The organism is Streptomyces stelliscabiei, assembly GCF_014873495.1.
GTDB lineage: Bacteria > Actinomycetota > Actinomycetes > Streptomycetales > Streptomycetaceae > Streptomyces > Streptomyces bottropensis.
In genome coordinates, this window is record NZ_JADBGF010000001.1 from 514,607 (window position 1) to 527,955 (window position 13,349).

Below are 13,349 nucleotides of genomic sequence, written 5' to 3' on the forward strand. Positions count from 1 at the left end.
GGTCAGACCTGCTTCCCGCTCGTCCGAGCCGCCTCGGACTCTCGGCCGACCAGCTCGGACAGCGCCGCGCTCAGCGCGTCGACCGTGGGGTGGTCCCAGGTCAGCGCGTCGTCGACGGTCACCTCGAACTCGTCCTCGATGTCGGCGGTGATGGCCAGCGCCGTCAGCGAGTCCAGGCCGTAGGCGACCAGCGGAACGGACGTGTCGATGTCCTGCGGCGCACGGCGCAGGTAGGTCGCCACCCGCGCGGTCAGCCAGGTGTGCACGTCTGGGTTGCCAGCGGTCATGAGGGGATCTCTTTCTTGAGCGGAGGGGCGGTCGGAAGCCGCGGCGCACGACGGCGCGGCGCGCGCCCGTGCGGGCGGACGGTGGAGGCCGTACGGCTGTGACGGTGGCGGTTGTCAGACCGCGAGGTGTCTTCCGGTGAGGCCGAAGGAGCGGCCGGTGGCCCGGCGGTCGAGGAGTTCGGCGAACAGCGCGTCCTCGGCCGGTGCGGGCAGCGGGCCGGTGGCATTCGGGCCCGGCGCCGATCGGTGCAGGGCCGCGCGCAGCCACGCGGGGTCGGCGAGGAAGTCGCCCGGGCGGGCGTGCCGCCAGACCTGCACGTAGACGGTCCGGGAGAGGAGCCGTACGTACCGGGTGACGAGGTCGTAGTGCTCGGGCCGGGCCTCGACGCCGAGGTCCACCGGCGACAACGTGCCGCACTCGGCAGCCAGTTCGGCCAGTTCGCTGCGGTCGCCGCGGACCGCCGTACGCAGTTCGGCGTGGCCGGCTGCCCAGGACGCGTCGGCCAGGGCGTGCAGGGATCCGGCGACGGGGTCGCGGCCGGCGGCGTGCAGGGCCAGCCGGTCGTACCGCAGGGGCGGCAGCGGCTCGGCGAGCGCGAACAGGTCGCCGGGCGGCTCGGTGCCGGGGCGGGCCCAGGTGCGGCGGGCCAGCAGCGGGAGCTGGGGCAGCAGGCTCATCTGGCAGGCGGCGCGCGCGATGTGTCCGAAGCCGACGGGCGCGAGGTCGCGCAGCAGCTTCTGGAAGAGGGCGGTGGGCCCTTCGCGGAGGTAGAAGTGGGCGCCCAGGAGTTCCGCGAGCCGGTCCATGGCGTCGAGGAGCAGCCGGGACACCTCGAACTTGACCGCCGAGGCGTAGACGCTCGCCGCGCCGGGGGCCAGGTGCAGCGCGCGGGCGCCGACCGCGCCGAGGGTTTCGGCGCGCAGCAGGTCGGCGAAGACACCGGCCAGCACCGAGCGGACGTGGGGGAGGTCGGTCGCGCTCCCGCCGTACAGTCGGCGCGTCGTCAGATGGTCCAGGGCGATGCGCAGTCCGGTGTCCAGGATGCCGCTGGCCATCGCGGGCAGGACCGTGCGGGTGATCTGGAGGGCCTTCAGGGCGGTCTCCAGGCCGGAGCCGACCGGGCCGAGAATTGCGGAGGCGGGAACCGGGAGTCCGTCGAAGGTCAGGCCGCCGAGCTGGACTCCCCGCATCCCCACGGTCTCGAAGCGCGGCAGGTCGGTCAGGCGTGCGGGGTCGGCGCTCGCCCGGTCGACGAGGATCAGGGAGTGGCTGCGCGGACCGGGCCGGGGGTCGGTGCGGGCGAGCACGACCATGGCGTCGGCGCGTCGGATGTTGGTGACGACCTCCTTGCGTCCGCTCAGCCGCAGTGAGCCGTCGTCCGCCGCCGTGGCGGTGAACTCCGTTCCCGCCATGTCGTTGCCGTGCGCCAGTTCGTGGAAGGCGATGGCGATGCGCCGGCCGTCCAGGAGGAGGTGGGCGGCCTGTTCGGTCTGCCGTGCGTCGCCTGCGGTCCACAGGGTGACTCCGGCGATGAGCGAGCTGGCGCCGTAGCCGAGGCCGAGCGCGGGGTCGCGGCGGTACAGGGCGCGCATCACCTCCGCGAGGTGGTCGGCGCGCTCCAGTCGGCCGCCCAGCTCGGGGGGCACGAACTCGGCGTTCAGTCCGTAGGAGTGCAGCAGCGACTCCCCCGCGGTGAGCGGCTCCGCCCGCTCGTCGGCGGCGAGGATCGCGGGCGCGCCGGTGGGGTTCGCGGGATCGGAGAGGCTTCCGAGCAGGTGCTCCAGTTCGTCGGCGCGCTTGGGGGCGAGGCCGGTGGTGGGGGTCATGCGGCACCTCCCAGCAGGGTGAACTCCGGTGCGGGTGTGCGGAGTACGGCTTCGGCCAGGGTGTCGAGGACCTTGCTGTCGTCGACGCCCAGCAGGACGGTCAGACAGGCCCGCAGCCACAGGGCGTTCCCGCCGAGCCCTCCTGCGCGCAGGTGCGGGTTCTCCAGCCACAGCAGCAGACAGGAGGCCGAGGCGTAGGCGCGTTCGTATGCTTCGGCGAGGCGGAACGCCGTGCTGGGCAGGCCGCCCGCCACGGGGACGAAGTCAGCCGACTCCTCTTCCAGGCGGGCCAGTTCGGCGAGCAGGAGGTCGAGCAGCGGGCCCGCCTCCGGGGGCCCCTGCCGCCGTAGCCGTGCGGCCAGGTCGGGCAGGGCCTGCACGGCGCTGCAGCCCGTCACGGACAACAGCGTCAGCCGGTCGGGGGCGAACGGGGGCAGCGGGGCGGTGAGGTCGGCGGCGGCGCGCAGGCCCTCGCCGTCGGTGCGGCGGCGGCTCAACTGGCGTGCCAGGCGCGGCATCTGGTTGAGGAGGGCCGCGCGGTTGACGGCCGTGCTGCCGTCGAAGATCGCGCAGATCCGGTGGTCGCGCTCCAGTTTGGCGAAGCCGCCGCCGGGCGGTGAGGTGAGGAAGCCGCGGACGCCCAGCAGTTCGCCGAGCGCGCCCAGGGTCTCCTGGGTGAGCGTCGGAACGTATGCCTTGGTGATCGCGGAGACGGCGCTCAGTTCGCCGGGCAGGGTGTGCACCGAGCGGGCGGAGAGCACGCTCACCGCCTCCGCCGTCAGTGCGGCGGCGGCTGCCCGGCCGAGGATGCGGCGTACGTGCGGGACGTCGGCGAGGCGGCGGCCGTACAGTTCGCGTCCGATCACGAAGTCCCGGGCCAGGCGCAGGGCGTGGTCGGCGGCGCCGAGGGAGAGCGCGGCGCAGGTGACGCGGGTGAGCTGGAGGGTCTTGAGGACCACGGGGATGCCGTCGCCCTCCTGCCCGATCAACGCGTCGGCGGGGACGGGTGCGCCGTCGAGGACGAAGCCGCTGATGTCGGCGCCCCGGATGCCGTGGGTCCGGACCTTCGGCAGGTTCCGCCAGGCTCCTTCGGGCAGGCGGCTCTTGTCCACGAGGAAGAGGCTGAAGCCGCGTGCGCCGCCCGCCGGGTCGGTGCGGGCGAGGACGCAGGCGAGGGTGGAGCGGGTGGCGTTGTTGATGAGCCACTTCTCGCCGGTGAGCCGCCAGCCGGCTCCGTCGCCGTCGGCGCCCGTGTCGGTGTCGGCCGCCGCCGCGAACTCGCCCGCCAGCAGGTCGGCACCGTGGTGGCGTTCGGTCAGTCCCCAGCAGACCGGTTCGCCGGCGCGTACACGTGCGGCGAGCCGGGCCGCCTGGTCCCGTGTGCCGGCCACCCAGACCGGTGCCGCCCCGAGGAACGTCTTGCCGTGGGCGATGGCCACGGTCAGATCGCGGCGGGCGACCGTGCGCAGCAGCGCCACCGTCTCGCCGAGGTCGCCGTCCGTGGGCAGCACGTAGTGGGCGGGCAGCCCGGCGTCGTCGAGCAGGTGGACGGCGCCGGCGGGGAACTCCTCCCGATGGTCGAGGGCGGCGAGCGCGTCCGGTGCGAAGGCGTCGTTCTCGTGGGCGGCGAGCAGGGTCTCCAGGTCGGCCGTGGTGGTCATCGTGCGGTCACCCGCCGGTGCCGGGCCAGGGCAGCGGTGAGCAGCGGGTCCTCGCCGAGGTGGAGGGTGTCCAGTTCTCCGGTGAGGTAGAGGGCGCGCATGGCCGCGCGCTGCACCTTGCCGCTGGTGGTGCGCCGGACACCGCCGGGGCGGACCAGGGCGACCGAGGCGACGGGGACGCCGAACTCGCGGGCCATGGTCTGTTTCATGTCGACGGCGATCTGCCCGAGGCGCTCCGCACCCCAGTGGGCCCGGATCTCGTGGACGGCGACGACCGACGGGGCGACGGCCGTCCCGTCGTCGTCGCCGACCAGGAAGACGGCGCCGTGCAGACCTTCCAACTCCTCATGCTGGGAGCGCAGTTCGTACTCGATGTCGGAGGGGTGGAGGTTGCGTCCGTGCAGGACCAGGACGTCCTTGCTGCGGCCGGTGATGTAGAGGTCCCCGTCGAGCAGGGCTCCGAGGTCGCCGGTGCGCAGGTACGGTCCGCGTCCGTCGCCGGTGCGAGCCCGGAAGGTCGCGGCGGTGATGTGCTCGTTCTCCCAGTAGCCCGCGGTGACACAGGGGCCGTCGAGCCAGATCTCGCCGATACGGCCCTCGGGCAGGGCCTCGCCGCTGCCGGGATCGACGATCAGTACGTCCGACCCGGTCGGCGCCCCGCAGGCGACGAGTACGCGGGAGGGGTGCGTGGGGCCGGCCGGCCGCAGGAGCCGGTTCTCCAGTGCCGTGGCGTCGACGGCGGTCCTGAGCGGTGGCCGTCCGGTGGTGCCCGACGCCATCAGGGTCGCCTCGGCGAGGCCGTACACCGGGATGAGCGCGTCGGACCGCAGTCCCGCGGTGGCGAACCGTTCGGTGAAGGCGGTGACGACGTCGGCACGGACCGGTTCGGAGCCGTCGGCGAACTTGACCCGGGACAGGTCGAGCGCGGCGAGCTGCTCGTCGGTGACGCGGCGGACGCATATCTCGTAGCCGAAGTCGGGCGCGGCGGTGAATCCGACGCCGTGGGCGTCCAGCATGCGCAGCCAGTGGTAGGGGCGGCGCAGGAAGGACATGGGGTCCATCTGCACATAGCCGTCGCCGGAGAGGAGGCCGGGCAGCATCAGGCCGATCAGGCCCATGTCGTGGTAGAGGGGGATCCAGCCGCCGTACCTGGTGTCGGCGTCGTTGCGGAAGGTGTCCACCATCCGTTCGACGTTGGCGGCGAGGTTGCCGTGGGTGACCATGACGCCCTTGGGGTCTCCGGTCGATCCGGAGGTGTACTGGAGCAGCGCCAGGGTGTCGGGCGACACCGCCGGGGCGGTCCAGGCGTCCGGGTCGCCCTCGCCGGTGTCGGTGGTGTGGCAGACCGCGCCGACGATGCCCTCCTCGGCGACCCACTTCTCGACGTCCGGCAGATCGCCGCTCTGTGTCAGGACGACACGCACACCGGCGTCCCTGGCGATGGCGGCGAGGCGGCGGCGTTCATGCCGGTAGCGGCCCGGCAGCGGGGCCGGCACCGCGATGACCCCGGCGTACACGCAGGCGGAGAACGCGGTGGTGAATTCGATGCCTGGGGAATAGAGGAGAAGCGCCCGGTCTCCTGGGGAGAACCTTTCCTGGAGCCAGGAAGCGATACGCCTGGAATGCAGATCGAGTTCTGCTCGATTGCGCACCTTGCCGCTGATCTCGCTGAATTCGGAAACGTAGGTCACTGCGGGCCGCCGCGGATTACGCGCTGCTCGCTCCGTCAGCTCCGTGAGTAATTCTCGCACGACAGGAACGGTACGTGATCTTGTTTCCCGAACTTGTACCGAAAGCTTCAAGCACGCCCAAAGCAAGACCATCGAACGGGCAAGAAAACTTGACACTTCCATGATCGACTTGACGCGGCGTCAGGCGTAGAAACGTTCCGTGCATGCGTCTAGCGGGTCAACGGTCGTCGTCGACGATCTCCACAAGCAATATCGGGCGAACCATGCGTTACGCGGAGTCGAACTGGAGGTGAGAACCGGTGAGGTCATGGGCCTGCTGGGTCCCAACGGAGCCGGTAAAACCACTCTGGTAAAGATCCTGACGACACTTCTCAGGCCGGACCACGGGCACGCTTTCGTGAACGGATGGAATGTGGCGGCGGAACCGGAGAAGGTCCGTTCGACCATCGGCATGGCCGGCCAGTACTCGACGGTCGACGGACTGTTGACCGGATTCGAGAATCTGTATCTCCTCGCGAAGCTGCGTGGCGCGGGCCGCCGTACGGCCCGCCGGGTCGCCGACGATCTGCTGTCCCGGTTCCGGCTCACCGACGTGGCGGGACGCCCGGCCGGCGGCTACTCCGGCGGGATGCGCCGACGGCTCGATCTGGCCGCCGCCCTGGTCGGCTCCCCACCCCTGGTCGTCCTGGACGAACCCACCACCGGACTCGACCCCGAGAGCAGGCTGGACACCTGGGAGGCGGTCACCGAACTCGTCGCCGGCGGCACCACGATCCTGCTGACGACCCAGTACCTGGAGGAGGCGGACCGCCTCGCCGACCGGATCACCGTCATCGACCGGGGCCAGGTGGTGGCCGAGGGCACCAGCGACGACCTCAAGGCCGCCGCCGGCAACCGGCTCGTGGTCTGCGTCGCCGCGGACGCTCAGCTCGACGCAGCCGCCCGCGCCGCCGCGCGGGCCACCGGCGCGGTCCCCACGGTGGACCGCCGCGCCCGGCGGGTGGAGGCGGCGGCGGGCGACGGCCGGGCCGCGCTCGCCCGCGCCCTCGCCGCGCTGGAGAGCGAGGACGTCGACGTACTGGAGATCGGCCTCAGCCGTTGCACCCTCGACGACGTGTTCCTCGGCCTGACCGGCCACGCCCACCGCGCGGACCACGTCGACAGCGCGGGCCGCGGCAACCGCGCGGATCAGGCGGACCACGCCGATCGGGAGATCACCCGATGAACGCTCCCGGTCGCGCCCCGGTCGCCGCCGCACCCCCCTGCGACCAGGTCGGCCACCGCCCGCGGCCGAACGCCACCGGCCTCGCACTCCACCCGACCGCAGCCCGCCGGAACCCGGTGATCCGGGTGGTCGCGGAGAGCGCGGACCTCGCCCTGCGCAATCTGCTGCATCTGCGGCGCACCCCGGGCCTGCTCATCACGTGCCTCGTCGAACCGGTCGTGTACGCCCTGCTCATCGGATACGTCTTCGGCAACAGCCTGGGCGGCCACGCCTACCGGTCGTACATGATGGGCGGTCTGATCGCCCAGACGGTGGCGTTCACCGCCACATTCACCACGGTCGGGCTCTCCAGGGACCTGGAGCAGGGGATGGTGGACCGCTTCCGCACCCTGCCGATCTCCCGGGTGGCCCTGCTGCTGGGCCGTACCACCTCCGATCTCACCACCTGTCTGGCGAGCGTCGCCGTCACCACCTCCTGCGGACTGCTGATGGGCTGGCGGGCGCACACCGGGCCAATCGAGATCGGGGCCGGACTCCTGCTGGTGCTGCTGTTCTCCTTCGCGATGTCGTGGATCGGCGTGTTCGTCGCCCTCATCGCGCCGAACGTCCAGGTGGCGGGCAGTCTCGGGCTGATCTGGCTGTTCCCGGCGACGTTCATCTCCTCCGGGTTCGTCTCCGGCTCGACGCTGCCGGGCCCGCTGCCCACCGTGGCCGCCTGGAACCCGATCACCTCGCTCGCCGACGCCCTGCGCCGGCTCTTCGGCAACACTCCCCCGCCGGGCTTCCACGTCCAGCACGACTGGCCCGCCCAGCATCCCGTGCTCTACACCGCCAGCTGTTCGGTCCTACTCATCGCCGTCTTCGTCACCCTGTCGACCTGGCGCTACCGCACCCGCACGAGCCGCTGACCGCACCCCCGCGACCGCCGCCGAGACCGCCGCGTCCCTGGCCGGCGGCCGCCCACCGCGAACACGCGGACCGTACGCCCCCACAGGAGCCCCCATGCCCGTCCCCACCCTGCGTCTCGGCCTCAATCTCGGCTACTGGGTCGGCGGCAACGACGCGTCCAACCTCCCGCTCGCCTCCCTCGCCGAGGAACTCGGCTACTCGGCGGTGTGGGTCTCGGAGGCCTACGGGTCCGACGCCGTCACCCTCATGTCCTGGATCGCCGCCCGCACCTCCCGGATCGACGTCGGCAGCGCGGTGCTGCAGATCCCCGCCCGCTCGCCCGCCATGACGGCGATGACCGCGGCCACCCTCGACACCCTCTCCGGCGGACGCCTCAGGCTCGGGCTCGGCGTGTCCGGGCCCCAGGTCTCGGAGGGCTGGCACGGCGTCAGGTTCGCCTCACCGCTGGGCCGCACCCGCGAATACGTCGACCTGGTGCGCCGCGCGCTGTGCCGGGAGCCGCTGGCCTACCAGGGCCGCCACTTCACGCTCCCCCTCCCGGACGGCCCCGGCAAGGCGCTCGCCCTGACGATCAGACCCCCGCGCGAGCGGATACCGGTCTACCTGGCCGCCCTGGGCCCGAAGAACCTGGAGCTGACCGGGGAGATCGCCGACGGCTGGCTCCCGGTGTTCTTCTCCCCCGACCACGCCGCCCAGCAGCTGCGCCCCCTCAGGGCCGGCCTCGCGAAGTCGGGGCGCACCCTCGCCGGCTTCGACATCGCCCCCGGGGTCCCCCTGGTCACCGGCCCCGACTGGCGGACGTGCGCCCGACGGGTACGCGGGTACGCCGCGCTCTACCTCGGCGGTATGGGCGGCAGGGAGGACAACCACTACACCCGGCTCGCCGAGCGCATGGGCTTCGGCGCCGAGGCCCGTGCCGTCCAGGAGCGGTTCCTCGCCGGCGACTACCCGGGCGCCATGGCCGCCGTACCGCTCGCGTTCCTCGACGCCACCTCGCTGCTCGGGCCCCGGGAGCGGATCGCCGAACGGATGACGGCGTTCGCCGAAGCCGGCGCCACCACGCTCAACCTGATGCCGGTGGGTCCCGGACTGCCCGGCCCGGACCGCGCCTCCGACGCGCTGCGCGTCGCCGTGGAGGCGGCGGAACTCGCCGGGGTCCTCGCACCCGGCACCACCTGCGACGCCGCCCGCCCACCAGGCACACGACAAGCACATGCCTGAGCACCCGCCTCACCGGCACCCCATCCCACAAGGAGACACCCGCACCCATGACCACGCGTGACACGACCCAGCTGATCTGCCTCCCGTACGCCGGGGCGGGCGCCTCGTTCTACCGGCCCTGGACCGCCCTCGCCGGGGACTCGCTGGAGATCGTCGCCCTGCAACTGCCGGGCCGCGAGCGGCTGATCGACGAGGAGCCGTACCGGAACGCACACCAGGCCGTCGACGGGCTCGTGACCCAGCTCCGGGAACGGCTCGGCGACGGTGGCGGCCACCGGGTCGCGATCTTCGGGCACAGCCTCGGGGCCGTGCTCGCCTACGAACTCGCCCACCGGCTGGTCGACGGCCCGGACTCCGTACCGGGCGTCGAGCTGGTCCATGTCTTCGTCAGCGGATCGCCGGAACCGGCCCGAGGGCGCGAGCAGCGCGCGTCGGGCCTGTCCGACGAGGACTTCCTCAAACGCGTCGGCGAGTTCGCCGGGTACCACCATCCCGCGCTGGACGACCCGGAGATGCGCGAGATGATCCTGCCCGCGCTCCGCGCGGACGTGGAGATGCACGAGGGCTACGAGCCCTCCACCACCCTCCCGCTCAACGCGCCCCTCACGGTCGTCCGGGGCGAGGAGGACGACCTGGTCGGCTACGACGACGCCGAGTCCTGGAGCAAGGTCGCCGGGCGCGACTTCGAGCATGTGGAGATCCCCGGGGGCCACATGTATCTCACCGACGCCGCGCCCGCGCTGGTCCGGCTGATCGTGTCGACGGTGCTGTGACTCCGCCCGTCCGGTCCCGCCGACAAGCCCGCTTCTCCGAGGAGTTCCCGATGCGTCTGCACGGCAAGTCCGTTCTCGTCACCGGCGCCGCCCGCGGACTCGGCAGGGCCACCGCGCTCGCCTGTGCCGCCGAGGGTGCCGACCTCACCCTGCTCGACCTCTGCGCCGACCTTCCGGGGGTGCCCTACCCGTTGGGCACACCGGGGCAGCTGGAGCACACCGCCGCGCTGTGCCGGGAGGCGGGCGCGGCCGTCCTCACCACCGTGGCCGACATCCGTGACCTGCGTGCCGTACGGGAGTCGGTGAACCGGGCCGAGGACCGGTTCGGCCGGATCGACGTCGCCGTCAACAACGCGGGCATCGCGGCGCCCTCGGGCAAACCGGTGCACGAGATCGACGAGGAGGAGTGGTCCCTGATGCTCGACGTGGACCTCTCCGGAGCCTGGCGGGTGATCCGCGAGGTCGGCAAGGCGATGAGCGCCCGGCGGGCCGGCAGCATCGTCAACGTCGCCTCCACCGCCGGACTCGTCGGCTACCGCCACTTCGCCGGGTACGTCGCCGCCAAGCACGCCGTCGTCGGCCTCACCAAGGCCGCCGCCCTCGACTACGCGCCGACGAAGGTGCGGGTGAACGCGGTCTGCCCCGGCTCGGTACGCGACGACGCGCGGGCCGAGGGCCGGATGCTCACCGAGATCGCCAGGGCGCTCGACGTACCGGTGGACGAGCACGAGAAGACCTTCGTCGAGGCGCAGCCGATGAACGCGCTGATCGAACCCGAGGACGTCGCGTCCGCGGTGGTCTTCCTCGCCTCGGACGAGTCCCGGCAGATCACCGGCTCGGTCCTGACCGTGGACGGCGGATTCAGCGCCCGCTGAGCACGCCTACGCCGTCCGCACCCCCAGAACGACAAGGAGTACCCCCGTGTCAGGCTCCCTCCACCTCGCCGCCGCCCGTTGCCACGCGGTGCGCGTCCGCTCGGACCGCTCCCCGGGCCCCGCGGAACCTCCGGGACTGTGGACCGAGGACGTGCCCGTGCCGGCCGCCCACCCGCTCGCGGAGCGCCGCCGTCACGCCGAACTCGCCCGCCCGGCCGAAGCACCGCGCAAGGTCCTGCTGCGCTATGCCGACGGGCCCTGCGACCTGATCGTCGTGGCCCCGCGCGACCGGTGGAACCGTACGGCCCTGGGACTGCTGGCGGCCGGTGAGGCCGTCGTACCCGGAACCGCCGAGGCGCCCTCCGGCGCGCCCACGGTCGCGCCCCCGCCCGCGTGGGGCCTGGGGGACGACGGCCCCACCGTGCCCCACCTCTTCTCCCTCACCGACGGGGGCGACGAGGCGACCTGGCTCGCCGCCCTCGCCGTCACCCTGCGCCGCTACGACCCCGAGAGCACCCCCGTCATCGGCACGGACCACGGTTCCTTCACCGTCGAGCAGGCGCCCACCCTCGGTGAGCTGAAGCCCTCCCCCGCGGACCGTCCCGCCTTCGCCGGCCTGCTCTTCGACGAGGCGGAGGTGCCCGGCGCGTATGTGCCCTGCCTGGCACCCCCGTTCCCGCTCACCCTGTCGGTCTTCAGGGACGCCGACGGCTGGCGGCTGCGCTGCGACCACGTCGGCGCGTATGTCTCCACCGAGATGGCCGTGCAGTTCACCCGGCACCTCGTACGCGCGCACCAGCACATCCTGAGCGCGCCCCGGACGGCGGTCGACGACGTCGATCCGCTGGACGAGGCGGAACGCGAGCGGGTCGCCGCCCTCGGCCGGCCGGCCCACCCCCTGGTCAGCACCCCGACCGGCGTATCCGAGGCGTTCGCACGGATCGCGGACGCGACGCCGAACCGTATCGCCGTGACCGACGGCGCCGCCGACCTGACCTATCGCGAGCTGGACGACCGGGCCGCCCTCCTGGCCCAGGGCCTGCGCGCGCACGGCGTCGGCCCCGGGGACCGGGTGGGTGTCTGCCTGGAACGCACGGCCGAACTCGTCATCGCCCTGCTCGCCGTGCTGAAGGCGGGCGCGGCCTACGTGCCCGTCGACCCGGCCTACCCGGCGGACCGTGTCGCCCACACCGCACGGGACGCGGGCACAGGCGTGGTGATCACGCGTCTGCCCGACTTCCCGGACGTACCGGGCTGCGCGCCCCTCACACCGGACGATCTCCTCGACGCGGCAGCGGCAGCGGCAGCGGCAGCGGCAGCCGGGGCGGGGGCGGCAGGAGCAACCGGTTCCGGGGACGCGGCCCCACTCCCCCGCGTCGCCCCGGACGCCGCCGCCTACGTCATCTACACCTCCGGCTCCACCGGCCGTCCCAAGGGCGTCGAGGTGCCGCACCGCAGTGTCATCGCCCTGATCGACGCGACCCGCGACGAGTACGGGTTCGGGGCCGAGGACGTGTGGACCTGGTTCCACTCCAGCGCCTTCGACTTCTCCGTCTGGGAGATCTGGGGCTGCCTGCTGACCGGCGGGCGCCTGGTCGTCGTCCCGTACTTCCTCTCCCGCGAGCCCGACGGCTTCCGCGATCTGCTGGTGTCGGAGAAGGTCACCGTGCTGAGCCAGACCCCGTCGGCGTTCGCGCAGCTGCTGGACGTGGACCACTCCCAAGTCGGCGTACGGCTGGTCGTGTTCGGCGGCGAGCCGCTCGACGCGCGCATGCTGCTGCCCTGGTTCGACCGGCATCCCGAATCGGCCTGCCGGCTGGTGAACATGTTCGGCATCACCGAGACGACCGTCCATGTCACCCACCAGACCCTCACCCGGCACCTGGCCCTCACCGCCACCCGCTCCGTCGGACCCGCGCTGCCCGGCTGGCACCTGTACGTGACCGACGAGGCGGGACGGCTGCTGCCGCCCGGCGTGGCCGGTGAGATCTGCGTCGGCGGCGCCGGGGTCGCCCTCGGCTACCTCGGCCAGGAGGAACTGACGGCCCGGCGCTTCGTGGCGGACCCGTTCACCGGCGGGACGATGTACCGCAGCGGCGACCTCGGACGACTGCGCCCCGACGGACGCCTCGAACACCTCGGGCGAATCGACAGCCAGGTCAAGATCCGCGGCTTCCGGATCGAACTGGACGAGATCCGCGCGGTCCTGCTGGAGGACCCCGACGTACGGTCGGCGGCCGTCGTGGTCCACCGCGACGACCCGGCCGACGCGGCCACCGCCAGGATCGACGCGTACGTGGTCCTCACGGGCGGCACCCCGGCCACGGTCCGCAACCGGGCCGCGGGCCTGCTGCCCGACTACATGCTCCCCACCACGGTCACTCCCCTGGAGTCGCTCCCTCTCACGGCCAACGGAAAGCTCGACACCACCCGACTCCCGGCGCCGACGTCAACGCCTCCGGAGGTCCCGGCACCGGGCACCGAACCCGCCACGTCCTCCACCGACGACGACCTCACCGGTCACCTCCGGGAGATCTGGAGCGACGTACTGGGCAGGCCCGTCGGCCTGGACGACGACTTCTTCGAACTCGGCGGCAACTCCCTGTTCGCCGTCCGCATCGGCGCCGCCCTGCGCGCCCGCGGTCTGCCGTCCCTCCGCCTGCGGGAGCTGTACCGCCACCCGACCATCCGGGAGACCGCCGAAGGCCTCGCCTCCTCATCCGGCTGAGCGCGGCGAGGCGGGTCGGGACCTTGCCCTGTCCCGACCCGCCAGCCACTGCCGCAGGCTCCCAAGCCCAGGAAATGGGCGCCAGTCGCCGTAATCTTAAGAAAGAGCGATTGAAGCCGACACATGCAATCGCCAATGGCTATGGTCGACGT

10 protein-coding genes are annotated in these 13,349 nt (G+C 72.7%); 6 read left to right on the forward strand and 4 right to left on the reverse strand.

Annotated elements, in window-relative coordinates; translation table 11 throughout:
• Positions 1–2: 2 nt before the first annotated feature.
• From H4687_RS02130 to H4687_RS02145, 4 genes are all read right to left on the reverse strand, one after another.
• Positions 3–287 (reverse strand): acyl carrier protein, encoded by a 285-nt coding sequence (locus H4687_RS02130; RefSeq protein ID WP_046916670.1) that lies wholly within the window; start codon positions 285–287, stop codon positions 3–5.
• A gap of 114 nt (positions 288–401) precedes the next feature.
• Positions 402–2,114 carry an acyl-CoA dehydrogenase gene (locus H4687_RS02135; RefSeq protein WP_046916669.1) on the reverse strand — a complete coding sequence of 571 codons (1,713 nt, stop codon included), beginning with the start codon at positions 2,112–2,114 and terminating at the stop codon, positions 402–404.
• On the reverse strand, positions 2,111–3,775 hold the full coding sequence (locus H4687_RS02140; protein ID WP_046916668.1) for an acyl-CoA dehydrogenase family protein: 1,665 nt from the start codon (positions 3,773–3,775) through the stop codon (positions 2,111–2,113). Before H4687_RS02140 ends, H4687_RS02135 begins: the two co-directional genes overlap by 4 nt.
• Entirely contained in the window at positions 3,772–5,526 is a 1,755-nt protein-coding gene (locus H4687_RS02145) for a fatty acyl-AMP ligase (RefSeq protein ID WP_267886922.1), read from the reverse strand. Before H4687_RS02145 ends, H4687_RS02140 begins: the two co-directional genes overlap by 4 nt.
• Positions 5,527–5,665: 139 nt before the next feature.
• Between H4687_RS02145 and H4687_RS02150 the strand changes: the two genes are divergently transcribed.
• From H4687_RS02150 to H4687_RS02175, 6 genes are all read left to right on the forward strand, one after another.
• Complete coding sequence (locus tag H4687_RS02150) at positions 5,666–6,691, forward strand: ABC transporter ATP-binding protein (protein ID WP_050398143.1); 1,026 nt, start codon at positions 5,666–5,668, stop codon at positions 6,689–6,691.
• Positions 6,688–7,599, forward strand: a complete 912-nt coding sequence (locus H4687_RS02155; RefSeq protein ID WP_078907114.1) for an ABC transporter permease — start codon at positions 6,688–6,690, stop codon at positions 7,597–7,599. The genes H4687_RS02150 and H4687_RS02155 overlap by 4 nt, the downstream gene beginning before the upstream one ends.
• Positions 7,600–7,693: 94 nt before the next feature.
• Positions 7,694–8,821, forward strand: a complete 1,128-nt coding sequence (locus H4687_RS02160) for an LLM class F420-dependent oxidoreductase (RefSeq protein ID WP_050398142.1) — start codon at positions 7,694–7,696, stop codon at positions 8,819–8,821.
• A 47-nt stretch (positions 8,822–8,868) separates the two neighbouring features.
• Complete coding sequence (locus H4687_RS02165; protein WP_046917314.1) at positions 8,869–9,594, forward strand: thioesterase II family protein; 726 nt, start codon at positions 8,869–8,871, stop codon at positions 9,592–9,594.
• A 50-nt stretch (positions 9,595–9,644) separates the two neighbouring features.
• On the forward strand, positions 9,645–10,469 hold the full coding sequence (locus H4687_RS02170; RefSeq protein WP_046917313.1) for an SDR family oxidoreductase: 825 nt from the start codon (positions 9,645–9,647) through the stop codon (positions 10,467–10,469).
• A gap of 46 nt (positions 10,470–10,515) precedes the next feature.
• Complete coding sequence (locus tag H4687_RS02175) at positions 10,516–13,197, forward strand: non-ribosomal peptide synthetase (RefSeq protein WP_079028249.1); 2,682 nt, start codon at positions 10,516–10,518, stop codon at positions 13,195–13,197.
• Positions 13,198–13,349: the final 152 nt, after the last annotated feature.

Bases quoted from the DNA above. Each gene is read 5' to 3' on its own strand.
- H4687_RS02140 (WP_046916668.1), bottom strand. From the start codon at position 3,775: ATGACCACCACGGCCGACCTGGAGACCCTGCTCGCCGCCCACGAGAAC.
- H4687_RS02135 (WP_046916669.1), bottom strand. From the start codon at position 2,114: ATGACCCCCACCACCGGCCTCGCCCCCAAGCGCGCCGACGAACTGGAG.
- H4687_RS02155 (WP_078907114.1), top strand. From the start codon at position 6,688: ATGAACGCTCCCGGTCGCGCCCCGGTCGCCGCCGCACCCCCCTGCGAC.
- H4687_RS02130 (WP_046916670.1), bottom strand. From the start codon at position 287: ATGACCGCTGGCAACCCAGACGTGCACACCTGGCTGACCGCGCGGGTG.
- H4687_RS02170 (WP_046917313.1), top strand. From the start codon at position 9,645: ATGCGTCTGCACGGCAAGTCCGTTCTCGTCACCGGCGCCGCCCGCGGA.
- H4687_RS02165 (WP_046917314.1), top strand. From the start codon at position 8,869: ATGACCACGCGTGACACGACCCAGCTGATCTGCCTCCCGTACGCCGGG.
- H4687_RS02160 (WP_050398142.1), top strand. From the start codon at position 7,694: ATGCCCGTCCCCACCCTGCGTCTCGGCCTCAATCTCGGCTACTGGGTC.